The organism is Kosakonia arachidis (genome assembly GCF_900116535.1).
Lineage (GTDB): Bacteria > Pseudomonadota > Gammaproteobacteria > Enterobacterales > Enterobacteriaceae > Kosakonia > Kosakonia arachidis.
Map to the genome: position 1 here is coordinate 67,813 of NZ_FPAU01000010.1, position 24,541 is coordinate 92,353.

31 protein-coding genes and 1 other annotated feature are annotated in these 24,541 nt (G+C 54.6%); of the genes, 10 read left to right on the forward strand and 21 right to left on the reverse strand.

The window, feature by feature from the left end; translation table 11 throughout:
- Positions 1-158: 158 nt before the first annotated feature.
- The 17 genes from BM427_RS23065 to BM427_RS23140 form a co-directional block, all read right to left on the reverse strand.
- Complete coding sequence (locus tag BM427_RS23065; RefSeq protein WP_090126445.1) at positions 159-1,109, reverse strand: phage tail protein; 951 nt, start codon at positions 1,107-1,109, stop codon at positions 159-161.
- A 154-nt stretch (positions 1,110-1,263) separates the two neighbouring features.
- Complete coding sequence (locus tag BM427_RS23070; protein WP_090126448.1) at positions 1,264-1,872, reverse strand: phage tail protein I; 609 nt, start codon at positions 1,870-1,872, stop codon at positions 1,264-1,266.
- Complete coding sequence (locus tag BM427_RS23075; protein WP_090126451.1) at positions 1,865-2,773, reverse strand: baseplate assembly protein; 909 nt, start codon at positions 2,771-2,773, stop codon at positions 1,865-1,867. Before BM427_RS23075 ends, BM427_RS23070 begins: the two co-directional genes overlap by 8 nt.
- 4 nt (positions 2,774-2,777) lie before the next feature.
- Entirely contained in the window at positions 2,778-3,125 is a 348-nt protein-coding gene (locus BM427_RS23080; RefSeq protein ID WP_090126454.1) for a GPW/gp25 family protein, read from the reverse strand.
- Positions 3,122-3,757 carry a phage baseplate assembly protein V gene (locus BM427_RS23085; RefSeq protein ID WP_090126457.1) on the reverse strand — a complete coding sequence of 212 codons (636 nt, stop codon included), beginning with the start codon at positions 3,755-3,757 and terminating at the stop codon, positions 3,122-3,124. Before BM427_RS23085 ends, BM427_RS23080 begins: the two co-directional genes overlap by 4 nt.
- 87 nt (positions 3,758-3,844) lie before the next feature.
- Positions 3,845-4,312, reverse strand: coding sequence for a phage tail protein (locus tag BM427_RS23090; protein WP_090126460.1), 468 nt, complete (start codon positions 4,310-4,312; stop codon positions 3,845-3,847).
- A complete protein-coding gene (gene lysC / locus BM427_RS25840; RefSeq protein WP_244153174.1) occupies positions 4,275-4,520 on the reverse strand; it encodes an Rz1-like lysis system protein LysC in 246 nt (81 codons plus the stop codon). Before lysC ends, BM427_RS23090 begins: the two co-directional genes overlap by 38 nt.
- Positions 4,408-4,833, reverse strand: coding sequence for an Rz-like lysis system protein LysB (gene lysB, locus BM427_RS26175; protein WP_090126462.1), 426 nt, complete (start codon positions 4,831-4,833; stop codon positions 4,408-4,410). The genes lysC and lysB overlap by 113 nt, the downstream gene beginning before the upstream one ends.
- On the reverse strand, positions 4,830-5,339 hold the full coding sequence (locus BM427_RS23100; RefSeq protein WP_090126465.1) for a lysozyme: 510 nt from the start codon (positions 5,337-5,339) through the stop codon (positions 4,830-4,832). The genes lysB and BM427_RS23100 overlap by 4 nt, the downstream gene beginning before the upstream one ends.
- On the reverse strand, positions 5,323-5,544 hold the full coding sequence (locus BM427_RS23105) for an HP1 family phage holin (protein ID WP_035888412.1): 222 nt from the start codon (positions 5,542-5,544) through the stop codon (positions 5,323-5,325). Before BM427_RS23105 ends, BM427_RS23100 begins: the two co-directional genes overlap by 17 nt.
- On the reverse strand, positions 5,535-5,738 hold the full coding sequence (locus BM427_RS23110; RefSeq protein WP_090126467.1) for a tail protein X: 204 nt from the start codon (positions 5,736-5,738) through the stop codon (positions 5,535-5,537). The genes BM427_RS23105 and BM427_RS23110 overlap by 10 nt, the downstream gene beginning before the upstream one ends.
- A gap of 197 nt (positions 5,739-5,935) precedes the next feature.
- The gene (locus BM427_RS23115; RefSeq protein ID WP_341874195.1) at positions 5,936-6,076 is read right to left on the reverse strand and encodes a hypothetical protein; all 141 of its coding nucleotides are present in this window, start codon (positions 6,074-6,076) and stop codon (positions 5,936-5,938) included.
- A 119-nt stretch (positions 6,077-6,195) separates the two neighbouring features.
- The gene (locus BM427_RS23120; protein WP_090126473.1) at positions 6,196-8,166 is read right to left on the reverse strand and encodes a replication endonuclease; all 1,971 of its coding nucleotides are present in this window, start codon (positions 8,164-8,166) and stop codon (positions 6,196-6,198) included.
- Complete coding sequence (locus tag BM427_RS23125) at positions 8,167-8,388, reverse strand: TraR/DksA C4-type zinc finger protein (RefSeq protein WP_090126475.1); 222 nt, start codon at positions 8,386-8,388, stop codon at positions 8,167-8,169.
- On the reverse strand, positions 8,388-8,615 hold the full coding sequence (locus BM427_RS23130; protein WP_090126478.1) for a DUF2732 family protein: 228 nt from the start codon (positions 8,613-8,615) through the stop codon (positions 8,388-8,390). Before BM427_RS23130 ends, BM427_RS23125 begins: the two co-directional genes overlap by 1 nt.
- Positions 8,616-8,683: 68 nt before the next feature.
- On the reverse strand, positions 8,684-9,022 hold the full coding sequence (locus BM427_RS23135) for a DUF5347 family protein (protein WP_090126481.1): 339 nt from the start codon (positions 9,020-9,022) through the stop codon (positions 8,684-8,686).
- Between the two features lie 38 nt (positions 9,023-9,060).
- Entirely contained in the window at positions 9,061-9,438 is a 378-nt protein-coding gene (locus tag BM427_RS23140) for a Cro/Cl family transcriptional regulator (RefSeq protein WP_090126484.1), read from the reverse strand.
- A gap of 115 nt (positions 9,439-9,553) precedes the next feature.
- Between BM427_RS23140 and BM427_RS23145 the strand changes: the two genes are divergently transcribed.
- The 7 genes from BM427_RS23145 to BM427_RS23175 all read left to right on the forward strand — a co-directional run bounded on the left by BM427_RS23145 (position 9,554) and on the right by BM427_RS23175 (position 16,801).
- Positions 9,554-10,402, forward strand: coding sequence for a phage repressor protein CI (locus BM427_RS23145; RefSeq protein ID WP_090126538.1), 849 nt, complete (start codon positions 9,554-9,556; stop codon positions 10,400-10,402).
- Between the two features lie 6 nt (positions 10,403-10,408).
- Positions 10,409-11,458, forward strand: coding sequence for a phage integrase (locus tag BM427_RS23150; protein WP_090126488.1), 1,050 nt, complete (start codon positions 10,409-10,411; stop codon positions 11,456-11,458).
- A 161-nt stretch (positions 11,459-11,619) separates the two neighbouring features.
- On the forward strand, positions 11,620-12,051 hold the full coding sequence (locus BM427_RS23155) for a DUF2946 domain-containing protein (protein WP_090126491.1): 432 nt from the start codon (positions 11,620-11,622) through the stop codon (positions 12,049-12,051).
- 64 nt (positions 12,052-12,115) lie between these two features.
- Positions 12,116-13,480 (forward strand): PepSY-associated TM helix domain-containing protein, encoded by a 1,365-nt coding sequence (locus BM427_RS23160; RefSeq protein WP_090126494.1) that lies wholly within the window; start codon positions 12,116-12,118, stop codon positions 13,478-13,480.
- Positions 13,481-13,660: 180 nt separating this feature from the next.
- Positions 13,661-14,731 carry a 3-deoxy-7-phosphoheptulonate synthase AroF gene (gene aroF, locus BM427_RS23165; RefSeq protein WP_090126497.1) on the forward strand — a complete coding sequence of 357 codons (1,071 nt, stop codon included), beginning with the start codon at positions 13,661-13,663 and terminating at the stop codon, positions 14,729-14,731.
- 9 nt (positions 14,732-14,740) lie between these two features.
- Entirely contained in the window at positions 14,741-15,862 is a 1,122-nt protein-coding gene (gene tyrA, locus BM427_RS23170) for a bifunctional chorismate mutase/prephenate dehydrogenase (protein ID WP_090126500.1), read from the forward strand.
- Positions 15,863-15,928: 66 nt separating this feature from the next.
- Complete coding sequence (locus tag BM427_RS23175) at positions 15,929-16,801, forward strand: SMP-30/gluconolactonase/LRE family protein (protein ID WP_090126503.1); 873 nt, start codon at positions 15,929-15,931, stop codon at positions 16,799-16,801.
- On the opposite strand, the gene pheA is transcribed toward BM427_RS23175, so the two are convergent.
- The 4 genes from pheA to bamD all read right to left on the reverse strand — a co-directional run bounded on the left by pheA (position 16,798) and on the right by bamD (position 19,550).
- The gene (gene pheA, locus BM427_RS23180) at positions 16,798-17,958 is read right to left on the reverse strand and encodes a bifunctional chorismate mutase/prephenate dehydratase (RefSeq protein WP_090126506.1); all 1,161 of its coding nucleotides are present in this window, start codon (positions 17,956-17,958) and stop codon (positions 16,798-16,800) included. The genes BM427_RS23175 and pheA overlap by 4 nt on opposite strands.
- Before the next feature lie 19 nt (positions 17,959-17,977).
- Positions 17,978-18,103, reverse strand: a sequence feature (Phe leader region).
- A complete protein-coding gene (pheL, locus tag BM427_RS25845) occupies positions 18,052-18,102 on the reverse strand; it encodes a pheA operon leader peptide PheL (RefSeq protein ID WP_189660115.1) in 51 nt (16 codons plus the stop codon). Its footprint overlaps the feature before it by 51 nt.
- A gap of 102 nt (positions 18,104-18,205) precedes the next feature.
- Positions 18,206-18,547 carry a ribosome-associated translation inhibitor RaiA gene (gene raiA, locus BM427_RS23185; protein WP_090126509.1) on the reverse strand — a complete coding sequence of 114 codons (342 nt, stop codon included), beginning with the start codon at positions 18,545-18,547 and terminating at the stop codon, positions 18,206-18,208.
- Between the two features lie 265 nt (positions 18,548-18,812).
- Positions 18,813-19,550: an outer membrane protein assembly factor BamD gene (gene bamD / locus BM427_RS23190; RefSeq protein WP_090126512.1), complete on the reverse strand. Its 738-nt coding sequence runs from the start codon at positions 19,548-19,550 to the stop codon at positions 18,813-18,815.
- A gap of 131 nt (positions 19,551-19,681) precedes the next feature.
- On the opposite strand from bamD, the gene rluD reads away from it, so the two are divergent.
- From rluD to clpB, 3 genes are all read left to right on the forward strand, one after another.
- Positions 19,682-20,662, forward strand: a complete 981-nt coding sequence (gene rluD, locus BM427_RS23195) for a 23S rRNA pseudouridine(1911/1915/1917) synthase RluD (RefSeq protein WP_090126515.1) — start codon at positions 19,682-19,684, stop codon at positions 20,660-20,662.
- On the forward strand, positions 20,659-21,390 hold the full coding sequence (yfiH, locus tag BM427_RS23200; RefSeq protein ID WP_090126518.1) for a purine nucleoside phosphorylase YfiH: 732 nt from the start codon (positions 20,659-20,661) through the stop codon (positions 21,388-21,390). Before rluD ends, yfiH begins: the two co-directional genes overlap by 4 nt.
- A 129-nt stretch (positions 21,391-21,519) precedes the next feature.
- A complete protein-coding gene (gene clpB / locus BM427_RS23205) occupies positions 21,520-24,093 on the forward strand; it encodes an ATP-dependent chaperone ClpB (protein ID WP_090126522.1) in 2,574 nt (857 codons plus the stop codon).
- Positions 24,094-24,541: the final 448 nt, after the last annotated feature.

Here is a 24,541-nt window from a genome sequence, read left to right on the forward strand (position 1 = left end):
GGGCCTATCAGTTAAGGTTGGTTACCAGGTGATACAACCCTGAGGGGAATGGCCTGCTGACGGCTGTGTCTTATCAGGCCTGTGGGGTGATCCTGGTCGGGTAAACGCCGCTACCCAAGAAAAAACGGGCCGCAGCCCGTGGAAAGTTAACGAGGTGATTAAAAACCGATCGCTAGAATGTCTATACCATTGGATGCACCGGTGTAAGAACGGATAGTGACGTTCTGTAAGGATTTTGCCACAACAAAAATGGGCTGCGTGATATCGGTGAAGGGTGCTGAGCTTTCGGTATAGGTGACTTGTGTATTCAGGCAGGCGTTCGGAAAGGCCATTGGCCATGTGAAGACAGAGTTCTCGCCGTTGGTCGCGCTGGTTCCTACCTTCATCCACTGAATAATTAGCGCCTGTTTACCACCATTCAAAATACCGGGGATCTGAAAATAACCGGCGGTGGCCAGCAAGCCACTTGCGGTTCCTGCCTGCACCAGGGAACTCAGCCCTAGATTGGTCTGCACACTGCTGACAAGCCCAGCATTCGCCATCTCTTTCAATGCATTAGCAATAAGAGGGTATTGCGCATGCGGATTGCCCGCTGCGACGTGTTGACTCATCAGGTTATCTGCATATGTACGCACTTCAATCGCTTTGTCATCAACATACTGCCGCGTCGCCAGCACCACCGACGGGTCGATTTTCAACGTGACGGCAGCCGTTGATGAGACGGTGAGCACCATGCGAATCGTCTGCGTGCGTCCGCTCCCCTCCTGCATTTGCGGTTTGTACGTTTCCGGGCAGTTAGCGACCGCAATCAGTACACCCGCATCATCATAGAGGCCAATTTCGCGGATCCAGAAACCGCCTTCCGTTTCCGGGATAACCTGCTCGGCAATTATCTGGCTGCTGTTATTAGGATCTACCGACAGTCGATTCAGCGGTGCAATACGCTGCTGGTTGAGCAGTTTTGTTTGCGATGGGTCTGGCATCGGTAGTACGCCGTTGGCATCGCCAACCGCCATCTGCGTGAGATTAAGTTTTGTGCCGAGCGAGGTGGCGTTTGCCAGCCTTGCAGCGCCCTGATTGGTCAGAATGGCAAAATATTTGGCAGTCATGCGTTAACTCTCAGGTTGTTTGGTGAAGAATGAACGGTGACGCTATTTTCCGTTCAGCCACAGACGAACACCATTGAGCGGCGTTGGTTACTTACTGACACAACAAGCGTGATGAAAAAAAACGGGCCGCAGCCCGTTTCAGTAATGTGGTGGGTTATGAGATATAGACATCATCAATAAGATGAATAGCAGAAGCGGGGTAATACTCGCCACCAACCACAATCTCTTCCGGCATGTAAGGATAAACCGTCAGTTCTTCACCGAGGTAATAACCGACGCCAACATAAAACTCGCCGCTGGTGCTGAGGCTAATGTTCAATTCCGAAAGATGGCGGCTCGCTGGTTTGGCATCGTTGATCAGCCGCTCCAGCTCCTGGTACATCTGCTCGGTAATACCATTCTCTTGCACGCCAATGACCAGCCGGAACGTGCCGGGTTCAGCATTCTCCTGCCACCATTCGCGCAGCTCAATCAAGTAGCCGAGCGGTTCAACAACGCGTCGTAATGAGCTAATGGTTCCCTTGTGTTGATGAACAAAAAAAGCGGAGGCGATAATTTTACGTTTGGTCGCCTCGGGCCAGTTGTAATCCCAGCGATCGACAGAGAGCGCCCACGCCAGGTAAGGCAACAGATCTGCCGGGCATGTTAGTGGATCCCATAACGTGCGCAGCGGCACCGGTACGCGTTCGATTTGAGCCGCTGCCTCTGCCGTTGCCACCTCCAGAACCGAGGAGCCAACGGGCAACAGGCGGTCATCACTCATCGGTGCCTCCTGTATTAATGCTCCAGGCGGTGCAGTACGAGGCCTGGTTTTTCTCCAGTACCAGATCGCTTTGCGGCGCGCTCAGCTCTACGCGTTGCACACCTTCAACGTGCAACGCAGCGTAAATGGCCGACTGGCGGATATCGCGACCCAGCCGGCGCTGTGTGGTGATATAGGCTTTAAGTTGCTGTTCGGCGGCCTGACGAATTGGTTCCGATTCTGGTCCCGGGTAAAAATAGAGCGTGGCGTCAATCTGGTACGGCACAATTTCCGCGCTTTGTACCGTCACACGGTCGCCAATCGGGCGGACATCTTCTGCGTTCAGCGCGTTTTCAACGATGGCGACCAGCTCGTCGCTGGCTCTGCCATCGCCTTCGCGTGAGAGCACAGAGATGGTGATATACGCCGGATTTGGGCTGATCACGGAGATATCGGCAACCCGGCCATCTGCGCTGCGACCATGGTATTCATAAGCGCCTTCCGGCCCGGCCACGCTTAAGCCTTCAAAGGCCTGCTGCGCACGCAGTCGCAGGTCTTTATCAGACTCCATCACTGCGGTAGTCGGCGGGATGGTGCTGTTATCGGCAGGCGTGATCACCAGTCGCGAGGTATTGCTGTTAGCGGCAATCACATCAAGATCATTACCTGCTGCGTACGCCAGCATCACCGCGCGGGCGGCTTCATTGACGCGCTGGCGCCACAGTACTTCGCGATAAGCGTTCTCTTCAAGAAACTTAGTTAGCGGCTCAGATTCCAGCGCCAGCGTACGGGCGATGGCCTCCTGCTCGTCGGCAGGAAACAGGGAAATAAGCGTTGCCTTGCGTTCGGTAAGAAGACTCTCGTAATCAAGTTCCTCAACCACATTGGGCGCGGGCAACTGGCTCAGATCGATAATCGGCATGGTTTTAACTCACTGGAAGGGTTAACGAAAGGGATTCGCCGGTACTGGCGAGCTGTCCGGTCAGATTGACAATCATCTTGCCGTCGAACTGCCGTTCGGTTGTTACTGCGCTCAGCGTGATACGCGGTTCCCATTTCAACAGTGCCATATAGCAGGCGGCCTGAATCTGCAGCGCCAGCGCCGGGGTTTGTGGCTGGTCGATCATCTCAAACAGCAGCGAGCCGTAATCGCGGCGCATGACCCGTGAGCCAACAGGTGTGCGCAGAATATCGCTGATGCTCTGGCGGATATGTTCGGTGTCGGTCAGACGCTGGCCGGTGATGCGGTCAAAGCCGATGTATTGCACTGTCATAGAGGCGCTCCTGTTGTACCGCCGCTGTCGCCGGGGTGTTGATGGGTATGCAGTACTTTGCCGTTGGAGGACAACGAACCGCCGCTGTGCGAAATATTGCCGCTCATCGTGCCGCCTTTTTGCACCTCCAGCGTGCTGGTGATGAGTTTGTTGGTACAGACCACTTCCGGGGTATCAAGCGTGATGCGGGTGGAGGCAACAACCTTCACTTCCGGCACAGTGACGGTGACGGATTGGGAGGCGGTGATGTCGGCGGTTTTAATGCCGCTGACTTTCAACGCGCTGTTTTGTGGTTCGTATTCGAACACCGCGCCATCGGGGAAGGCGACATGCCAGGCATCCGCCGAAACGGAAGGCGCCGGGTTGTCGTCAGAAAAAATACCCGGTAGCACAAAGGCGGTGTCGAGTTCGCCGCCGACCGCCAGCAGTAAAACCTGCTCGCCGACCGAGGGCGCCCACCACGTGCGTGAATGTCCGGCGCGGTGGGTTAACCACTGCAACCACTGAGTGACGATGCCGCCTGTCTGCACTCGACAACGCCCTGAACTCAGGTCGATGTCGACGATAATCCCGGTACGGATCATATTGCGCAGCGCGCGGGCCATTTCCTGGAGCGAGAGTTGTGTGTTCATAGCGGAAATGATGCTATGTGGCCCCGGCTTTGAAAAACGGACAAGGCTGTCCGGCCTTTGGCACAACGCGGAGCACATTTGTGGGCGTTATGAAGCCCAGCGGCTCACCAGTTCACCGTTGATATAGAGCTCAACCGGGCGGGTAACCAGTGCTGGCGGCAGCGGCTCTGGCAGCGTCTCAGCGTGCAGCACGCCATCAATTTCCGTCACCCTGGTACGCTCTGTCAGTTGCAGGATAATCGTCACATCCTGCGTACCGTCGCTGTTGGTCGTCAGCGACCAGCTAAAGCAGCCGCGCTGTCCCGCCTCGACGGTGAGAATGTCTGGCTGGTTGTCGCGCAGCCAGGCCATGATCGGCACAAAAATCGTATCGATATCGCCGAAGAAAGCGCTGATGGCGATGTTGAGGTTGAACTGTTTTTCAAACGACAGCGAAGGGGCAAAGGTGGCGGTATTGCTGCCTTTGTCCACCCACAGCCGCAGCGTATCGGGGTTGGTGTGCAGCGCCGGGACAGCATCAGTCAGGGCGTTGCGCAGCGTGTTGGGTTTTAGCATTTATCTCATCCTGGCAGTGTTTAACGGTTTCAACTTGCAGTGCGCAATTCTCAAGTGCGCGTTCAAGCTGACGGATATCGGCGCTTAAATCGCCGTTAGTTTGCGGATCGCTGCCTGGCATCGGACACAGGCTGACCTGCGGGCAACGGTTGTAAACAGTGACCGGCAGAGGGGCAGGCGGGGCGCTGGTGCACCCGGCGCACAGCATCAGGTAGCTGAGTGTTATACCAGCGGCGAAAGGCGTCATTTTCATGGAGTAACCTTGTGATGGTTTGTTCGCGGCGTACGGCCTGTTCGCTGGCGGCATTGAGTTGCTGACGCAGCGCCACCTGCGCCTGCTCGTTACTGACCGCCAGCGCATCCGCAGCGGCGCGCTGCGTTTTCAGTTGCGCGATGGTGTTGTTCTGCTCGCGCGTAAGCTGAGTAGATTGCGAAAGCGCGCTGCGCAGCGCGTGGTTTTGCTGCACCAGCCATATTGCGCCCAGCACGGCGAGTAGCAGGGCAATCAGTCGGACGGTCATTTCACCCCCTTCAGGCACCAGGTGTGCTCGCGGTTGCGGCGGTTTTCCAGGCCGCGATTACGATCGCCGTTGATAAACACCCAGCGCGGCAGCTGATCGCAGGCCTGTTGCCACTGTTTGTGGTTGATAAACCACACCAGCGTCGAACTGCAGGCGGCAGTGGTGCCGACGTTAAAGGCGAAACTGACCACCGCGTCATAGACCTGGGGCGGCATGACAACCGGAGCGCAGGTTGCCAGCCGTTGCTCTACATGCAGTACATCGGCAACCAGATTCACCGCCGCTTCTTTTTCGCTGATATCCCGCGTTGGCACGACGCCAGCGGTGTGGCCAATACCGGATGTCCAGACGCCAGCGCTACACTGGTATGGACGCAGACGACAGCCTTCCAGATCGGCAATCAGCGCCAGCCCCTGCTGTGAGGTATGCAGTAAACGAAAATCCGGCACCAGTACCGCCAGTGTCAGCACCGCTGCAGCGCTACAACGCTTAACGGGTAAGCCCATTCATCACCTCCTGGCTCATGGCGCAGGATTTCAGGAACAGATAGCTTTTGCGGCGGTAATACCAGTTCACGGCGACAGTGACGGCAACACCCAGCGCGCCGAACCAGGCTGCGAAATCCTGCGGCGTCATCGCACCGAAAAAGGTCAGCGCGACGCTTATCCAGTACGCCAGCGACGAGGTGACTTTTTCGATCGTCAGGCCCATAGATTCACCGTTTCTGTCTGCGTCGGCGCCTGCACTTCCGGCAGGTTTACCGGAGTACCGTAAGGCAAAATCACGCCCAGATCGGCAAGGCCGGGATTGGCCGTCAGCACCGTTTCGACCACACCCTGGGTGTAGCCGTAATAGCGCAGGCAAAGGAGATCGAGCGTATCGCCCTGTTGTGTGATTACATTCATCGTTTTCGCGTCTCTTACCGTCGGGAAGGATTTTTCCCACCGTTAAGTCTCCAGACCGGAGCAGGCGGACGCTATCTGTCGCCGCTGGCTGTGCGCTGGCACAACAGGGCGAAAGCAGTGTGAAGTTGGGAGGGACGGCCTGAAACGGTGCAGGTATGATCTGGCGCGCAGGCCGCCGTAACCGGCGCGTTCCGGCCCTATTCTGCCTGGTAAAAGATGTCTCTGTCTGGCGCAGCTGCGCTTTCGCTTTCCGCCATGTCGGCAATTAGCCACAGCGCCATTTCCAGTTCTTCTTTTTTGCAATGGTGGAGCAGAGACAACTCGGCAATAAATCTCACGCACGCCCATTTCCGCTGAGCGCGTTCATTCCGTTCAGACACCATGAATCCCCTCATGAGTTCTTTACTGTATGTATGTACAGTATCATAGGCCGTTTATTGATGGGAAGCGAAAATTATTACACCGCATCACTATGTGGCTGAAAAAGAAAACCATTATTCTGCTTCACCCACGCTTTTGGCTCGGAGTTTCCTATCCATAACGGGTTATCAGGCGGTGGAACGCTACAGCGGTCGGCATGCCAGCGCGTACAGTTATTGACAGAACTCCAAGAGGGCGCAGACGCGCCCTGAAGGTCAACCCCCGTTTGCTTCGGCACAATTTTCCATTTTTTCAGCCGCGTCAGCACCGGCGAGCCGGCACCGACCTGTGTGTCATACACCCCGCGAATACGTAACGTGGTTTCACCGTACTGGTTAAATTCTCCATCGGGTGCATACAGCGTGCGCACCTGCAAATCATCGCGACGGACAAACGGCCCGCCCTGAGCATTGACGTAGCCAGCCCAGTCCCCGGCATCGGCGGCATCGTGCACCAGCGCGAATTCCACGCTTAAGCCGCGTGCTGTTTCGCCATCGGCCATTTTTCTCAGCTCGCGATACACCGTGACTGGCGCGCCGCCAACAAACTGAAACTGGCGGATACGCCAGCGCGCAGCCCAGGCGGAAACAGCGCAGGCCGTCTCCTGCAATGACGAGCCGCTTTCGTTATCGCGCTCGCCTTCCAGCGCATAACCGTCGATATTTTTGGCGATATATTTCGCCACATACCCGGTGGCGCTGCCTTTTTGCGCATCGATCGCCTCGGCGTGAAAACGCGCACGCTTCGCCTTATCGCTCCGCAGCTCATGCTGGTCCTCTTCGCGGACATAGGTGCCCAGAATCTCACGCACGCGGCTGACATCCTGCGGCTGCATAAATAGCAGCAGATGCCAGTGTGGTGTGCCATCGTGATGTGGTTCAGCCACGCGAATACCGAAAATGCGCAGTCCGTTACGATGCAGACTGGCGCGGATCCGTGCCCACAGCCGGGTGAAATAGCCCTGTGTTTGCGCCGGGCTGGCGCCGTTCCACTTATGATTACGGTAACCGGCACGGGTGGTAGCGTGCCAGGCTGATGGCGCTGTCAGGGTATAAAACTCGCCGACATAACCCAGCGACTGACAAATCGTTTCAAAGCCGCGAATGCGCGTCATCAGCTCACAGCGGCGAATTGCCGGGTTGGCGACCGAGCTGTCATGCTTATCGATCAGGCTGATGCGGTTCCCTTCCTCATCTTCCAGCTCCATGCTGTTGAGAAATTCGCGGTTACGGCGTCTCTGCTCGCGCCAGGCACTGACGCAATCGTCGCTGGCATAGGGCCGTTTTTTCTTGCTGACATTGCCGAGCGCAATCTGTAAATGTTCGCGCCACTGGGCGGCGATGCGACGCAGATGGCCGCGCCACCAGACTTCGCTAAACAGGCGGATCACCGCCGGGGCAATCTCATCAGCGCAAGCAACTTTACGGGTGACACGCTGCCAGTGCGGCGGCGTGACGTTAAATTGCAGTGCAATCATTCCGGCGTGCAGATACCAGCGATGCAGGGTTTTCAATTCTGCAGCCTCCGCGCTGTCGATGTTTGCCAGTTCGCCGCGAATAAAATGCGCGATGTCGGTCGCCAGCCGGTCAATCGCGCTTTTCGCCAGATCCGGCAGTTGGTTGTAGCGGGACAATAGTGTTATCAGACGGCTCGCCAGATCCTGCTGGATGGCGGTATCAAAATGGCCATTGAACACCGCTCTGGAGAGGCGCGGGCTAAGTGGTTTGTGTTGGTAGCGCTGCGCCACCGCGTTTAGCCGTGGGATAGCGCGGTGAAAGAAGTGGCAGAGAAAGGCGTTAGCCCGTGCCGTACCTTGCACTTGTTCTAGCGCATCGATACGGCGGGTGACCGGAAAGCGAATGCACTCCGGTTGTAGCGCCAGCGCGTGGCGCGCCTGCTGCACCGCCGCAAAATGCCGGTTGCGGCGGTATAATTCCGCGTGGGTGAGATACGGGCTGGCGATCGCTGAACGCGGCGCGTTCCACGGATAAGCCCACGAGACCACCAATTAGCGCCTCCGGTAATGTTTATCTTTCAGCTCGGCGAGCTGCTGGCAACTGACGCAGCAGGTCACCCCGGGTAACGCCATTCGCCGGGCCTGGGGAATCGGCATGTCACAGCATTCGCAGGTGAGGCGTGAGGGCAACAACAGGCGGTTACGCGTCTGGCGGATATAGCGCTCGCGATCGTCCAGTTCACGTTGCTGAACGAGATCCATTTCATCGGCCATCAGTGCAGCTCCTGTGCCTGGTTATCGATATGGCTCGCTTCCTGGCGCAACAGCTCGGCGGCGTCGCACCACTCAAGACGCTGGGTAGCGATAAGCGCTGCCAGCGCGCCCAGCCGCACGGAGATAATGTTGGCGCAGCGCAAACGTTCGTTGTTGCGGGCTTCTGCCAGCAGCAGCGCGATCTCTTCATGGCTGCGTCCTTGATGGGGGGGAGTATTTTTACGCATGGTGTTTCTCCTGAAATTCGGGCAAAGGGATGCCCGACGGGTTGACGTCATTGGTACGAAAAAAAGGGTTACAGCGGCATGGTTAGCCGTTTCGGAAACAGGCTTACCACCACGCGGAAATGGTTCATGGCGGCAATCAGCGCCCGCTTCTCCTCGAGCGTAAGCACATCCGGATGAAGCGCCTGACGCGCCGCCGGCACTCTGGCGAGAAAGAAGATCGCCGCCAGCGCCCGGCTGTTCTCTTCAAAATGTTCATCCCGCTTGTCGCGCAGCTCGTCGATAAAGCGCGCCACCTCGCACCAGCTATCACCCCAGAAGCGGCCGCGGATTTCCGCGATATGGTTCAGCCCGCTCAGGCGTTCTCCTGCGTTGAGCGGAAGCATTGCAGTGGGTGAAGTGATCGCCATGTTGCCTCCTGTTTGCTGTTGAGTTTGCAAAAGCAAATTCAGCTAAACGAGGTGCCGGAACGACGGTCGAGATAACGACAGTCGATCGCCTGCTGGGTTAATTTGTCGCGCCAGGCCTGCACGTTGATCAGTGTACGGCTGCGTTTACTGGCATTTTCCGCATTCGAATAGTCGCGGGTCGGGGCTTTCAGCAGGATGCCTTCATCGAGCCATTGCCAGACCAGACGTTCGCTGATACCGCGCATGGCAGCGAAATCCCGCACTGTCATGGCATCGGACATAGCCGAGCGGATCAGGGTTTGCAACGTCGGGAGAAGGGCGGATACCAGCTCATCCATCTGCCCATGGGTGAAATTCCTGGATTGCATTTGAGAGCCAGATAACGGATGCGACGGCGTTGATTTTGCATCTGACATATCGCATTATCTCCTGTTGTTTGAAATGTACTGCACTGCTGTGCATTTTGGTCGATGTACAGCAATATAAATCGCAAATGCGATCATGTAAATCGCTTTTTTGATGTTGGTGAGCATGAGTGATAACAAAATGAGTGTTCAGGATGTGATCGAGCGTATTGCTGCGTCCTATTCTGTCTCCAGCCAGAAGGCGCTCGCCGAAGCACTGGATGTCCCGGCGAATAACATCAGTAGCTGGATCCAGCGCGACAGTGTGCCCTATAAGGCGGTGGTCAAATGCGCGCTGGATACCGGCGCAGATTTGCACTGGTTGGTAAACGGTGAGTTTGCAAATGCAAAATTAGCTGATAAACCGCAGCCGAAAGGCAAGGCGCTGTACGATGAAATTTTATCGACTGGCGGGCGTCCGGTGCTGCGCCGTATCCTCGATGCGTATGGTTTTCAGATGCAAAAAGATCTCGGCGACCTGCTCGATATCTCCTCCGGTACCATCAGCACCTGGGTGCGACGTGAGTTTTTCCCCGGCGACGTGGTGGTGACCTGCGCGCTGGATACCGGCGTCTCGTTGAACTGGCTGGCGACCGGGAAAGGAGAAATGTATCCGGCACCGGCACCAGCGGTGGAAAGTGAGGCCGTGTTGAGCATCCCGAAATTCCGTCTGGAATCCGGTGAGCTGAAAGAAGCGGGAAACTGGGCGCTGGATTGCAGCCTTGCGCCGTCATCGACGGAAGGGCTGAATTTTATTGAGGGGCTGAATGCGGCATGGCTGGTGGATACCTCGGCGCAGAAAATTGGCAATGGGCGCTGGTTTATCAGTATCGACGATGCGCTGGATGTGTTTGATGTAGTGCGTCTGCCGGGGGGCAAAGTACGCCTGACGAATAACGCAGTCGATTTCGAGTGTGGTGTGACAGAGATTGCGCCGTTCGGCGTGGTGGTTTTTACGCTGGAAAAACATGTGTAAGCGGCAATGACGGTCAGCAAACAGAAAAACGGTAAGTGGCTGTGCGAACTATACCCGCAGGGACGGGAAGGGCGGCGCATTCGTCGGCAGTTTAATACTAAAGGCGAGGCCGAAGCATTTGAATCCTGGACGAAACAGGAGGCGCAGGAGAAGCCGTGGCTGGGCGAGAAAGAGGATCGCCGGCGTTTAAGCGAGCTGATTGCGCTGTGGTTTAAGCTGCATGGCCAGTCGCTGGCGGCGGGCAAGTCGCGGATGGCGAAGCTGGATATTGTCTGTCGCGGGTTGGGCGATCCGGTCGCCTCGCGACTGACCGCCAAAGCGTGGGCGCACTATCGCGACCAGCGTCTGAGCGGAGAAATCGACAACGGTTACACGCCGGACAAAGCAAAGTGGAAGGTGAAACCGGTAACGGTCAATCGCGAGCAGCAATATCTGAGTGCGGTGTTTAACGAACTGCGGCGTCTGGGGGAATGGTCGCTGCCGAACCCGATTGAAAACGTGCGCATTTTTCGCGAAAAAGAGCGGGAAATGACGTGGCTGACGCAGCCGCAAATTATCACCCTGCTGGCGGCCTGTGAATGTTACGGTCATGCTGATTTAACGCGGGTGGTGAAAATTTGCCTGGCGACCGGCGCACGCTGGCGCGAGGCGGAAAACCTCAATCGCGCGCAGCTTGCGGCGAATAAGATCACCTTTATCAAAACCAAAGGTGGGCGCAACCGGACGGTGCCGATACCGCCGTGGCTTTTTGACGAGCTGTCGCCACTGCAAGGGCAGATGTTCCAGCCGTGCTATGGGGAATTCAGCAAAATGCTGGCCACTACCGATATCGCGCTGGCTGAAGGGCAGAAAACCCACGTACTGCGCCACACTTTCGCCGCGCACTTCATGACCAATGGCGGCAATATTCTCGTACTGCAACGTATACTTGGCCATGCCAATATCCGTGAAACCATGCGCTACGCCCACTTTGCGCCCGATCATCTTGAAGAGGCGGTGATGCTCAACCCGCTGTCGCAACTTCATGGCGGCAAAATGGCGGCGGAGGTTGCATAACGCTGCAATTCTCTGCATAAGAAAGGATTTTATAGCCTGATAAAAAAGGGTAAATCGTTGAATGCTGCGAATAGCAGCAAAAGCGTCTTAACTAACTTTTCTGCTGCATTTACCTTTTCTTTTTCGAAATAATTTAACCTACTGTTGATGATTAATTTACAATGCGGCCTCGATCGGGAGGAGATGCGGTGAAGAACGTTTTTCATCAATGGGCAGCAAAACGCTCAGCCACATGGCTGGCGCTGTCTGCGATCCTGCTGATCGTCATCGCCCCGCTGATTTCCATCTCCCTGCAACGAGATCCCATGAGTGCCATGCCCGGTATGCATCATGAGATGCCGATGCATCACGAGATGTCATCTCAGCCGGAAACGCACCTGCAAACTTCACTGCCTGTTGATCACGCTGAAGCCTGTGGTTACTGCGTCTTGTTAGCGCATGTGCCTGGTCTGATCCTGCTGGTTGCGCTGTTGTTGATGGGGCGCGCATTGCGCATTCGCCTGATACCTGCTCGCCCACTGGTCAGACTGTGGCACTTCTTCCCCTGGCTTTGCCCTGACACCCGCGCGCCGCCGCTTTTCTGCTTTTCCTGACACCTTTATAAAAGGCCGTTCGCCTCTGCATAACGGCACACTTTGACTATTCCTGAGGAAAAGTATGACATCCTGCACCCCACGTGCGGCGTGGCTGAATTTGCTGCGACGCCTGCACTTTTATATTGGCCTGTTTGTCGGGCCTTTTATCTTCATCGCGGCCCTGAGCGGCACGCTGTACGTAGCGACGCCACAACTGGAGAATGTTCTCTACAGCGATGCGTTGTACGGTGCCTCCTCCGGTGCGCGCCAGCCGCTTGCCGAGCAGATTACTGTTGCTGAGCAGGTGACCGGCGGCGATCTGCGTTTGCATGCTGTGCGGCCAGGCCTTGCGGACAACGCCACTACGCGTGTGATGTTTGCCGAGCCGCAACTTGGCGTGTCGGAAAACCGCGCCATTTTTATCGATCCGGTGACATTACAGGTAAAGGGGGATATGACGGTGTACGGTACCAGTGGGATTTTGCCCCTGCGCCAGTGGATCGACTATTTTCACCGCTCACTGCTGCTGGGCAATGCGGGCCGCTTCTACAGCGAGCTTGCCGCTTCATGGATGTGGGTGGCTGCGCTGGGGGGGATTGCACTGTGGTTTTTCACACGCCCGAAACGGCGGATAAATAATGCAGTTCAAAATCATCGCCGCCTGCATGTGGTGCTTGGCTGGAGCCTGCTGGCCGGTATGCTGCTGTTTTCTGCCACCGGTCTGACGTGGTCGCAGTGGGCGGGCGGCAATGTCGATAGCCTGCGTGCGGCTTTCGGCTGGATGACGCCGCAGGTTAACACGCAGCTTGATGGCGCAGCGATGGCGACCGATCCCCATGCGGAACATCATCTGCATCCTACGGGCATGCATATGCCGGAAATGGCGCTGAACCTGGCGCAATTTGATGATGTGTTGCAGGTAGCCCGGCGGGCCGGAATTGCTGCCAGCAAACTGGAAATCCGTCCGCCGCGCAGTATGGATAAAGCGTGGACGGTGACAGAAATCGATCGCAGCTGGCCAACGCAGGTCGATGCGGTAGCGATAAATGGCAGTACTCTGGCGGTGGTTGATCACACGCGGTTTGCCGACTTCCCGCTGATGGCAAAACTGACGCGCTGGGGCGTCGATTTTCATATGGGTGTGTTGTTCGGCCTTGCAAACCAGTTATTACTGATCCTTTTTGGTGCTGCGCTGTGCGTGATGATCGTGGTTGGCTACCGCTTGTGGTGGATTCGCCGACCGACAGGTGCTGCGGTTAATCCTGCGGCAACCTTGCTTTCCTGCTGGCTAAGTTTGAGTCGCGCAGGGCGTTTTAGCACGCTGGTCATCGCACTGCTGCTGGGGCTCATGTTACCGGTGATGGGCGGCAGCCTGCTGCTGTTTATACTGATTGATGCCTTGCGCTGGAAACGTGCTGTGCAGCGTTCGGCCCGTCTACAAGCATAATCAAAAGGCACCATGTGTAAATTTATAATTACACATGGTGCCGTGATTATGGGTTATAAATTGAAGGTGTAAATAAAATGGTACGTTTTGTGGATTGAAATCTTTACCGTATGTGGTATGGTTACGCCATCCTCTGCGGAGGAACCCCTATCGCAAAATGAGTTATACAGGATCGCCATCATGCAAAAAGACGCGCTGAACAACGTACATATCACTGACGAACAGGTTTTGATCAACCCGGAACAATTGAAAGCAGCTTTTCCGCTGACGATTGAGCAGGAAGCGCAAATCGCGCAGTCCCGCCAGACCATTTCCAATATCATTGCCGGAAAAGATCCGCGCCTGCTGGTGGTGTGCGGCCCTTGCTCGATTCACGATCCTGAAGCCGCAATTGAATATGCTCGTCGATTTAAGGCCCTTTCCGCAGAGGTCAGCGATAGCCTCTATCTGGTGATGCGTGTCTATTTTGAAAAACCCCGTACCACCGTTGGCTGGAAGGGGCTGATTAACGATCCGCACATGGATGGCTCGTTTGATGTGGAAGCCGGCCTGAAGATTGCGCGTCGTCTGCTGGTGGAACTGGTAAGTATGGGCTTGCCGCTGGCGACTGAAGCGCTGGATCCAAACAGTCCGCAGTTCCTCGGTGACTTGTTTAGCTGGTCGGCAATTGGTGCGCGCACTACCGAATCCCAGACACACCGCGAAATGGCGTCCGGCCTGTCGATGCCGGTCGGTTTCAAAAACGGCACCGACGGTAGCCTGGCGACGGCAATTAATGCCATGCGCGCAGCGTCAATGCCGCACCGCTTTGTCGGTATCAACCAGGCTGGACAGGTTTGCCTGCTGCAAACACAGGGTAATCCGCATGGGCATGTGATCCTGCGCGGCGGCAAAGCACCGAACTACAGCCCGGCGGATGTTGCGCAGTGTGAAAAAGAGATGGAACAGGCGGGACTGCAACCGTCGCTGATGGTAGATTGCAGCCATGGTAATTCCAACAAAGATTACCGTCGCCAGCCTGCCGTTGCCGAATCTGTGGTGGCACAGATCAAAGATGGCAACCGCTCGATTACCGGTCTGATGATTGAAAGTAACATTCATGAAGGCAATCAATCCTCAGAGCAGCCGCGCAGCGCCATGAAGTACGGTGTTTCTGTGACGGATGCCTGCATTAGCTGGGAATCGACCGAAGCGCTGCTGCGTGAGATCGATAAAGATCTGCGCAATAGTCTGGCGGCGCGTTTCGCTTAAGAGGTTGTTATGGTTGCTGAATTGACCGCGCTGCGCGATCAAATTGATGAAGTGGATAAGGCATTGCTGGGGCTGCTGGCGCGCCGTCTGGAGCTGGTGGCCGAAGTTGGTGAAGTAAAAAGCAAGTATGGTTTGCCGATCTATGTGCCGGAACGTGAAGCCTCAATGCTGGCTTCACGGCGCAAAGAGGCCGAACTGCTTGGCGTTCCGCCGGATCTGATTGAAGATGTGTTGCGCCGCGTGATGCGTGAATCCTACTCCAGCGAAAATGACAAAGGTTTTAAAACTTTATGTCCTGAAATGCGGCCTGTGGTCATTGTCGGCGGTGCGGGTCAGATGGGACAACTGTTTGCCAAAATGTTAACGCTGTCGGGTTATCAGGTTCGCATTCTGGAGAAAGAGGACTGGGCGCAGGCCGACGAGTTGCTGGCTGATGCCGGCATGGTGATTGTCAGTGTGCCTATCCACGTGACCGAACAAGTGATAGGTCAACTGCCGCCACTGCCGGAAGACTGTATTCTGGTCGATCTGGCATCGGTGAAAAGCGGCCCGTTGCAGGCGATGTTGTCGGCGCATAAAGGCCCGGTGCTTGGTCTGCATCCCATGTTTGGCCCGGACAGCGGTAGTCTTGCCAAGCAAGTGGTGGTCTGGTGTGACGGACGTCAGCCAGAGGCTTACCAGTGGTTTCTTGAACAGATTCAGGTCTGGGGCGCGCGTTTGCATCGTATTAGCGCTGTCGAACACGACCAGAATATGGCGTTTATTCAGGCGCTGCGCCACTTCGCGACATTTGCTTACGGGCTGCATCTGGCCGAAGAGAATGTTCAGCTTGAGCAATTGCTTGCGCTTTCATCGCCGATTTATCGTCTGGAACTGGCAATGGTGGGGCGCCTGTTTGCGCAGGATCCGCAGCTTTACGCAGACATTATTATGTCGTCGTCAAGCAATCTGGCGCTGATCAAGCGTTACTACCAGCGCTTTGGCGAAGCCATCGGGCTGCTGGAACAGGGTGACAAGCAGGCCTTTATCGACAGCTTCCGCAAAGTGGAACACTGGTTTGGTGATTACGCTCAGCGTTTTCAGAACGAAAGCCGTGTATTGCTGCGTCAGGCGAACGATAGCCGCCAGTAAAAGAAAAGCCGTTTATACTGAAAAGCCAGTGGTCACCGCTGGCTTTTTTCATTTAAGGGACGCGCAATGGCGGAGTTACAGAAGCTGTTTGATTACACCGGCCATCTGCCGGAATGCCCAACCTGGAGCGAAGCAGAACAAGCGCTTTACTGGGCGGATATTCTGGAAGGTGAAATTCATCGTTACCACCTGGCATCTGGCGAACACCGGGTGCTCTCCTTCCCGGAAGAGGTTGGCTGTTTTGCGCTGCGCGAGAAAGGCGGCTTTATCGTGGCAATGCGTAACGCTATCTGGCTGACGGATCCGCACGGTCTGTTGCGTCAAAAAGTGTGCGATAACCCATCGAATCCGCAATTGGCGCGCTTTAATGATGGCGGTACAGATCACCGGGGACGCTTTTACGCCGGGACGTTCTGGGGGCCGGGCGATTACAACGGCGCTTTGCTATTACGGGTGGATAACGATCTGACACCGAAAGTGGTGCAGTGCGATATTCACGGGGCGAATGGTCTGGCATTCAGCCCGGATCAGCAATGGATGTTTACCTCCGACACGCCCAACGGTGTGATTTATCGTACGCCGATGGATGGGCTCGGTGAGCCGGGGCGTCGGGAGGTTTTCCGCCGGTTTATTGCCGGGGAAGGTATACCGGATGGTGCGGCGGTGGATGTTGAAGGTTGCTACTGGAGTGCGATGTTTGATGGCTGGCGTGTTGCACGCTTCTCACCGCAGGGCGAACAGCTTGCGGAGTACCGTTTACCGGTACGTTGCCCGACGATGGTCTGCTTTGGCGGCGATGACATGAAAACGCTGTTTATCACAACTACGCGGGAAAATATGCAGGAGGAAGAGTTGGCGAGTCATCCGCTTTCTGGCGCGATCTTCACCCTGCCGGTGAACGTGGCAGGGATGAATAAATCGCTGTTCAAAGAGAACTAAACTGGATCAACCGGTACCACGTTTTCGCTGGGATAGCAGCCAAGCACTTTCAGCGAACGGGTGATATCGCCCAGTTCGCGCAGCGCTTTTTGCATTTCTGCTGAGTGTAGATTGGCCTGCACATCAAGGTAGAACATCTCTTCCCACGGATTGCCATGGATCGGACGTGACTCCAATTTGGTCATGATCAGATTATGATTGCGCAGCACCAGCAGTGCTTCAACCAGCGCACCGGCCTGTTGGCCTGTAGCCATGAGTAGTGTGGTTTTTGCCGGAACCTGCTCTGATACATCAATGGCTTTACGCGCCAGTACGATAAAGCGGGTGATATTCTGCGTCTGGTTCGCCAGGTTACGTTCCAGCACCTGTAAACCGTACAGCACGCTGCCTGCTTCGCTGCCCAGCGCAGCAACATGCGGTGAGTTCGCCTGCGCCACTTTCTCCATTGCCGCCGAGGTGCTTTCGCAATATTCGATTTTCCACTGCGGGTAGCGGCTCAGGAATTGGCTGCATTGCTGGAAAGGTTGTGGGTGGCTGTAAACTGTCTGGATCTGCTCCAGATCCGTTGAGCCGGAAACCAGTACACAGTGATCGATCGGCACTGTCAGCTCACCAACAATCGACAAGCTGGTATGCTGAAGTAAATCGTACACGTCGTTGATAGCGCCGGAACTGGTATTTTCCAGCGGCACCACGGCGTAATCCGCCAGGCCGGTTTCGACCTGGTTAAAAATATCGTGAAACTTAAGGCAACCGCTCTCAATAAATTGCTCAAAATGGCGAGCGGCGTACTGACGCGCTGCGAGGTGCGAATAAGAGCCTTTTGGCCCCAGAAAAGCAATGCGCGCTGAGTGCGGATCGATCTTGTTGAGTTGCTGCTGGAGCAGGGCTTGCTGAGTCAGGACGGAATCTTCAATGATCAGTTGGAACAGACGGGTGATGTAATGGGCATCGAGGTTATGCGCTTTGCCCAGTAGAATCAGGTGCTCCAGTAAATCCCGCTCGCGGTCGATATCGCGCACCGGGCGGTGTGAGTCGAGCTTGGCTTTGCCGACCTCAACGGAGAGCTGGCGGCGCTCTGCCAGCAGGGTCAGCAACTGCTCATCCAGTGCACTGATCTTTACGCGTAAATCCAGTAAGGGGTTTTCAGCCGTCATGTTGTTGCCTTTTATTATTAAAAAAAAAGCCTCCCGGTGTGGGAGGCCTTATTGTTCGTCTTCGCATTCTTTATCACAAAACGAATCGCCTCCCTAATTGGGGAAGGTAAAAAAGAATGCGAAGAAGAACGGCACAAGCTTCATGTAAATTTCCTTTGAGCGACCAAAGTACAGTAACCGCACTGTTTTCGCTCTGTCAATAAAAAACGCGCCCGTAGGCGCGTTGGAGATGAACTCAATATAGAGACTACTCTTCTTCTTCTTCCTCAACGAAGCTTGTGTCTTTCACCGATGTTGCGGCGCGACGTGCTTCACCTTTGTGCTGCACTTTATTGAGCTGCCGTTCCAGCTTGTTAATCAATTCGTTGATAGCAGTGTACATATCTTCATGCCGTGCGCTGGCCACCAGATGTCCATTCGGTGTGTTGATCGTGGCATCAGCGATAAAGCCCTGCGGCTCTTTGGAGAGAATGATATGTGGATTAATCAGATGTGTTTGCCATTTATCCAGTTTGGCGAGACGGTCTGCGACATGCTGGCGGATTGCCGGAGTAATTTCCATTTGTTTACTGGTAATGTTCATTGTCATAAATTTTACCTCTTGTCTTTCCGTCTGGGTGATTTCAGCATACCGCGCCTAATGTCAAAAAGCGTGATTTAAATCACATTATTTTGTCGGTTTTTGTCAAAGGAAAGGTTTTGTGAGGCAGGGCAGGAAGAGGGGAAAATTACCTTGTGGAACTCTTCATTAACGGTCATAGTTGATAGGATGCATTGCGGCTAAACCGCTTCAGCTATTGATGAAATGAATAAAAAACGGCAGCCCAGTGGCTGCCGTTTTGTGTTTTAGAGACTTAGGTATTACTGCTGTTGGCCGCGATAATTTTCGCCACCTTGTCTGCCTGCGCGTTCATTTGCATCTCGCGGTAGGCTTTCTCCATTTTCGGCAGCGCATCACGCGTTGCTTGCGTATCCGGATAATCACGCAGCATGCCTTCTACGCGGTTGACAACAGCCACCCAGGCACCGCGATCGGTGTAGTAATTCACCACCGACAGCTCATATTTCGACAGACGATCTTTCAGGAACACCAGGCGCTTGGTGGCGTCGGTAGTGTACTGGCTGTGCGGATAGCCACGTACCAGTTTACTGAAGTCGTTGAACGCCTCACGCGCATGAGCCGGGTCACGATCGCTGCGATCTACCCCAAAGAACCCTTGCAGAGCACTGTCATCCAGAGCCATATTGGTTAGCCCGCGCATATACATCACATAATCAATGTTCGGATGAGTTGGGTTCAGACGAATAAAACGGTCAATTGCGGCTTGCGCCAGCGGTAAATCAGCGTTTTTGTAGTAGGCATAAATCAGATCCAACTGCACTTGTTGTGAGTACGGACCAAACGGATAACGATTATCCAGTGCTTCTAGTTGCGTTATTGCCGCCTTCCAGTTACCGTCTTGCAGTTTTTGCTGGGCAGTCGCGTAGATTTCATTTGGTGGATTATCAGGCACCTCTTCCTTTGAACCGGAGCAACCCGCCAAAGCCAGACTCAACGTGGCGGCTGCCACCAGATATTTCAAGCGCGTCATGACGTTTAGACTTTCCTCAGAATGTGTATGCGGGAGATTCTTTATTCCTGCTCCCGACTAAGACCAGCTACAATAGCACACTATATTATACGGCGAAGCCGTAAAACCCAACGTTAACGAAGAAGCTGTATATGGCACAACGAGTACAACTCACCGCAACGGTGTCCGAAAACCAACTCGGTCAACGATTAGATCAGGCTTTGGCCGAATTGTTCCCGGATTATTCACGTTCGCGAATAAAAGAATGGATTCTCGACCAGCACGTGCAGGTCAACGACAGTATTTGCGACAAGCCAAAAGAGAAAGTGTTGGGTGGAGAACGCATCACTATTGATGTGGAAATTGAAGAAGAAGCGCGCTTCGAACCGCAGGACATCCCACTGAACATCGTCTACGAAGATGATGACATTATCGTGATCAATAAACCGCGCGACCTCGTCGTTCATCCCGGCGCAGGTAACCCGGACGGTACGGTGTTGAATGCATTGCTACACTATTATCCGCCAATTGTCGATGTTCCGCGCGCGGGGATCGTGCACCGTCTGGACAAAGACACCACCGGCCTGATGGTGGTGGCGAAAACAATCCCGGCGCAAACGCGCCTGGTCGAGTCGTTGCAGCTGCGCGAAATTACGCGTGAATATGAAGCGGTGGCGATTGGGCATATGACGTCAGGTGGTACGGTTGAAGAACCCATTAGCCGGCACCCGACCAAGCGTACCCATATGTCAGTGCACCCGATGGGTAAACCGGCGGTAACGCACTATCGCATCATGGAGCACTTCCGTGTGCACACGCGTCTGCGTCTGCGTCTGGAAACCGGCCGCACCCACCAGATCCGCGTGCATATGGCGCATATCACTCATCCGCTGGTTGGCGATCAGCTTTATGGTGGCCGTCCGCGTCCACCGAAAGGCGCTTCCGACGAATTTATCGATGTGCTGCGCAAGTTTGATCGTCAGGCTCTGCACGCTACAATGCTGCGTCTTTACCACCCCATTAGCGGCATTGAGATGGAGTGGCACGCGCCTATTCCGCAGGACATGGTGGATTTGATTGCGGCTATGCGCGCGGATTTTGAAACCCATAAGGACGATGTCGCCTGGTTATGACCAAACTGATCCTCCCTGATTGGCCGCAGCCGAAAGGCGTGGCGTCATGCAGTTCAACCCGTATCGGTGGTGTGAGCTTACCGCCTTATCACTCGCTAAACCTCGGTGCCCACTGTGGCGACGATGCTGAGCATGTGGAAGAGAATCGCAAACGTGTGTTTGCCGAGGGAGGATTGCCTTCCAGGCCGGTGTGGCTTGAGCAGGTACATGGTACTGACGTGCTGCTGCTTGATGGTGGGTCTTATACCTCTAAACGAGCTGATGCGTCATACAGCAACACGCCCGGTACGGTTTGCGCGGTGATGACCGCCGACTGCTTGCCGGTGCTGTTTTGTAATCGTGATGGAACCGAAGTCGCTGCTGCTCATGCTGGTTGGCGAGGGTTGTGTGCGGGTGTGCTGGAAAAGACGGTTGCCTGTTTTACCGACAAGCCGGAAAACCTGCTCGCCTGGTTAGGGCCGGCGATCGGGCCGCAGGCATTTGAAGTTGGCGCAGAAGTGCGTGAGGCGTTTATGGCGCATGATGTTGAGGCCGATCGGGCTTTTCGTCCGCACGGTGAGAAATATTTTGCTGATATCTACCAGCTTGCGCGCCAGCGTCTGACCTCGGTGGGTGTTCAGCAGATATTCGGCGGCGAGCATTGCACCTTCAGTCAAAAGGATGATTTTTTCTCATACCGCCGGGACAAGATAACCGGCCGTATGGCAAGTTTTATTTGGCTGATATAACCTAAAGAATCAAGACGATCCAGTTCGTATATGCTTTCTTTTGCATAATTCAGGTCATTAACCTTGAATAATTGAGGGATGACCTCATTTAATCTCCAGTAGCAATTTTGACCTGTTATGGGAGGAGTTATGCGTCTGGATCGTCTTACCAATAAATTCCAGCTTGCTCTTGCCGATGCCCAGTCGCTCGCGCTGGGGCACGACAACCAATTTATCGAACCTCTTCATTTAATGAGCGCCCTGCTGAAGCAGGAAGGCGGTTCGGTTTTCCCTTTATTAACCTCTGCTGGCGTTAACGCTGGCGAGTTACGTACAGCCGTTGAACAGGCATTAAGCCGTTTACCGCAGGTGGAAGGTACTGGCGGCGACGTGCAGCCTTCTCAGGATTTAGTGCGTGTCCTCAATCTTTGCGACAAGCTGGCGCAAAAACGGGGTGACAACTTTATTTCGTCAGAACTTTTTGTTCTGGCGGTACTGGAGTCTCGCGGTACGCTGACCGATTTACTGAAATCAGCGGGCGCAACTACGGCGAATGTGACTCAGGCTATTGCACAAATGCGTGGGGGTGAAAACGTGAACGATCAAGGGGCTGAAGACCAGCGGCAGGCCTTGAAGAAATTCACCGTCGATCTGACCGAGCGTGCCGAGCAAGGCAAACTCGATCCGGTTATCGGCCGTGACGAAGAGATCCGCCGTACCATTCAGGTACTGCAACGCCGGACTAAAAATAACCCGGTGTTAATTGGTGAACCGGGGGTAGGTAAAACCGCTATCGTTGAAGGACTGGCGCAGCGCATTGTTAATGGTGAAGTGCCGGAAGGGCTTAAAGGTCGGCGTGTTCTGGCGCTGGACATGGGCTCGCTGGTGGCCGGGGCGAAATACCGCGGTGAGTTTGAAGAGCGTCTGAAAGGTGTGCTTAACGATCTCTCGAAGCAGGAAGGCAATGTCATTCTGTTCATCGACGAGCTGCATACCATGGTTGGTGCCGGGAAAGCTGATGGCGCGATGGATGCGGGTAATATGCTGAAGCCAGCGCTGGCGCGTGGCGAACTGCACTGTGTCGGTGCCACCACGCTGGATGAGTATCGTCAATATATAGAGAAAGACGCTGCGCTGGAGCGTCGTTTCCAGAAAGTGCTGGTTGCTGAACCGACAGTGGAAGACACCATTGCCATTCTGCGTGGCCTGAAAGAACGTTATGAGCTGCACCACCATGTGCAGATTACCGACCCGGCGATTGTCGCGGCGGCAACGCTGTCGCATCGCTATATTTCCGACCGCCAGTTGCCAGATAAAGCTATCGACCTGATCGATGAAGCTGCATCCAGCATTCGTATGCAGATTGATTCTAAACCGGAAGAGCTTGACCGGCTCGATCGTCGCATTATCCAGCTCAAACTGGAACAGCGCGCGCTGATGAAAGAGTCTGACGAAGCGAGTAAAAAACGCCTCGAAATGCTTAACGAAGAGCTGGAAGATAAAGAGCGCCAGTATTCGACATTAGAAGAAGAGTGGAAAGCCGAGAAAGCGTCTCTTTCCGGCACCCAGACCATTAAGGCTGAACTGGAACAGGCGAAAATCGCGATGGAGCAGGCGCGGCGTAATGGCGATCTTGGACGGATGTCGGAGTTGCAGTACGGGAAAATCCCTGAACTGGAAAAACAGCTGGAAGCGGCAACCCAGGCTGAAGGCAAAACTATGCGTCTGTTGCGTAACCGCGTGACAGATATTGAGATCGCCGAAGTGCTGGCGCGCTGGACCGGTATTCCGGTGGCGCGGATGATGGAAGGTGAACGTGAGAAACTGCTGCGTATGGAGCATGACCTGCATCATCGCGTGATTGGTCAGGATGAAGCAGTAGAAGCAGTATCGAACGCCATTCGCCGTAGCCGTGCTGGTCTGTCAGATCCGAATCGCCCGATCGGTTCGTTCCTGTTTCTTGGGCCAACCGGTGTAGGGAAAACCGAGCTGTGCAAAGCGCTGGCGAACTTTATGTTTGATAGCGACGATGCAATGGTGCGTATCGATATGTCTGAGTTTATGGAAAAACACTCCGTTTCTCGTCTGGTGGGGGCACCTCCGGGATATGTCGGTTATGAGGAAGGTGGCTATTTAACGGAAGCAGTTCGTCGTCGCCCCTACTCCGTCATCCTTTTGGATGAAGTGGAAAAAGCACATCCGGATGTATTCAACATCCTGTTGCAGGTGCTAGACGATGGTCGTCTTACGGATGGGCAGGGCAGAACGGTGGATTTCCGCAATACTGTCGTGATCATGACTTCCAACCTCGGTTCCGATTTGATCCAGGAACGTTTTGGCGAGCTGGATTATGGGCATATGAAGGAACTGGTCTTGGGGGTGGTGAGCCAGAACTTCCGTCCGGAGTTTATCAACCGTATCGATGAAGTGGTGGTCTTCCATCCGCTGGGTGAAAAACATATTGCTTCTATTGCGCAGATCCAGTTGCAGCGTCTGTACAAACGTATGGAAGAACGTGGCTATGCGGTGACTATCTCTGATGACGCCCTGAAACTGTTGAGCGCAAATGGTTACGATCCGGTGTATGGCGCGCGTCCGTTGAAACGCGCAATCCAACAGCAAATCGAAAACCCGCTGGCGCAGCAGATATTGTCTGGGGAGCTGATTCCAGGCAAAACGGTACAGCTTGTCGTAAAAGACGATCGTATTGTGGCAGTGCAGTAAGTCACAAAATAAAGAAAACGGGCCCTCAGGGGCTCGTTTTTGTATAAAAAACAGGCAAAAATTACCATTCAGAAGTTATTTTGCCTGGAAAGTAATCAAACGATAACTTTTTTTAATTTTATGCTTGTCAGCCAGAATTAACTCCCTATAATGCGCCTCCACTGACACGGCACAACGGCAAACACACCGGCCTGTCAGGTGAAGAAATCTGAAAATAATCAGTTGACTTCACAGCGGGAAAGCGTAATATGCACACCCCGCGCCGCAGCGAAAATACAGCGGCACTGCTCTTTAACAATTTATCAGACAATCTGTGTGGGCACTCAGGTGACATGGATTCTTGATGTCTTCGGACAAAAAATGAATACCAAGTCTCACGGGTGAACACGTAATTCATTACGAAGTTTAATTCGATGAGCATCAAACTTTAAATTGAAGAGTTTGATCA

Coding starts and splice junctions, on each gene's coding strand:
- BM427_RS23065 (WP_090126445.1), bottom strand. CDS start 1,109: ATGACTGCCAAATATTTTGCCATTCTGACCAATCAGGGCGCTGCAAGG.
- BM427_RS23070 (WP_090126448.1), bottom strand. CDS start 1,872: ATGAGTGATGACCGCCTGTTGCCCGTTGGCTCCTCGGTTCTGGAGGTG.
- BM427_RS23075 (WP_090126451.1), bottom strand. CDS start 2,773: ATGCCGATTATCGATCTGAGCCAGTTGCCCGCGCCCAATGTGGTTGAG.
- BM427_RS23080 (WP_090126454.1), bottom strand. CDS start 3,125: ATGACAGTGCAATACATCGGCTTTGACCGCATCACCGGCCAGCGTCTG.
- BM427_RS23085 (WP_090126457.1), bottom strand. CDS start 3,757: ATGAACACACAACTCTCGCTCCAGGAAATGGCCCGCGCGCTGCGCAAT.
- BM427_RS23090 (WP_090126460.1), bottom strand. CDS start 4,312: ATGCTAAAACCCAACACGCTGCGCAACGCCCTGACTGATGCTGTCCCG.
- lysC (WP_244153174.1), bottom strand. CDS start 4,520: ATGCTGTGCGCCGGGTGCACCAGCGCCCCGCCTGCCCCTCTGCCGGTC.
- lysB (WP_090126462.1), bottom strand. CDS start 4,833: ATGACCGTCCGACTGATTGCCCTGCTACTCGCCGTGCTGGGCGCAATA.
- BM427_RS23100 (WP_090126465.1), bottom strand. CDS start 5,339: ATGGGCTTACCCGTTAAGCGTTGTAGCGCTGCAGCGGTGCTGACACTG.
- BM427_RS23105 (WP_035888412.1), bottom strand. CDS start 5,544: ATGGGCCTGACGATCGAAAAAGTCACCTCGTCGCTGGCGTACTGGATA.
- BM427_RS23110 (WP_090126467.1), bottom strand. CDS start 5,738: ATGAATGTAATCACACAACAGGGCGATACGCTCGATCTCCTTTGCCTG.
- BM427_RS23125 (WP_090126475.1), bottom strand. CDS start 8,388: ATGGCCGATGAAATGGATCTCGTTCAGCAACGTGAACTGGACGATCGC.
- BM427_RS23130 (WP_090126478.1), bottom strand. CDS start 8,615: ATGCGTAAAAATACTCCCCCCCATCAAGGACGCAGCCATGAAGAGATC.
- BM427_RS23135 (WP_090126481.1), bottom strand. CDS start 9,022: ATGGCGATCACTTCACCCACTGCAATGCTTCCGCTCAACGCAGGAGAA.
- BM427_RS23140 (WP_090126484.1), bottom strand. CDS start 9,438: ATGTCAGATGCAAAATCAACGCCGTCGCATCCGTTATCTGGCTCTCAA.
- BM427_RS23145 (WP_090126538.1), top strand. CDS start 9,554: ATGAGTGATAACAAAATGAGTGTTCAGGATGTGATCGAGCGTATTGCT.
- BM427_RS23150 (WP_090126488.1), top strand. CDS start 10,409: ATGACGGTCAGCAAACAGAAAAACGGTAAGTGGCTGTGCGAACTATAC.
- BM427_RS23155 (WP_090126491.1), top strand. CDS start 11,620: ATGCGGCCTCGATCGGGAGGAGATGCGGTGAAGAACGTTTTTCATCAA.
- BM427_RS23160 (WP_090126494.1), top strand. CDS start 12,116: ATGACATCCTGCACCCCACGTGCGGCGTGGCTGAATTTGCTGCGACGC.
- aroF (WP_090126497.1), top strand. CDS start 13,661: ATGCAAAAAGACGCGCTGAACAACGTACATATCACTGACGAACAGGTT.
- tyrA (WP_090126500.1), top strand. CDS start 14,741: ATGGTTGCTGAATTGACCGCGCTGCGCGATCAAATTGATGAAGTGGAT.
- BM427_RS23175 (WP_090126503.1), top strand. CDS start 15,929: ATGGCGGAGTTACAGAAGCTGTTTGATTACACCGGCCATCTGCCGGAA.
- pheA (WP_090126506.1), bottom strand. CDS start 17,958: ATGACGGCTGAAAACCCCTTACTGGATTTACGCGTAAAGATCAGTGCA.
- raiA (WP_090126509.1), bottom strand. CDS start 18,547: ATGACAATGAACATTACCAGTAAACAAATGGAAATTACTCCGGCAATC.
- bamD (WP_090126512.1), bottom strand. CDS start 19,550: ATGACGCGCTTGAAATATCTGGTGGCAGCCGCCACGTTGAGTCTGGCT.
- rluD (WP_090126515.1), top strand. CDS start 19,682: ATGGCACAACGAGTACAACTCACCGCAACGGTGTCCGAAAACCAACTC.
- yfiH (WP_090126518.1), top strand. CDS start 20,659: ATGACCAAACTGATCCTCCCTGATTGGCCGCAGCCGAAAGGCGTGGCG.
- clpB (WP_090126522.1), top strand. CDS start 21,520: ATGCGTCTGGATCGTCTTACCAATAAATTCCAGCTTGCTCTTGCCGAT.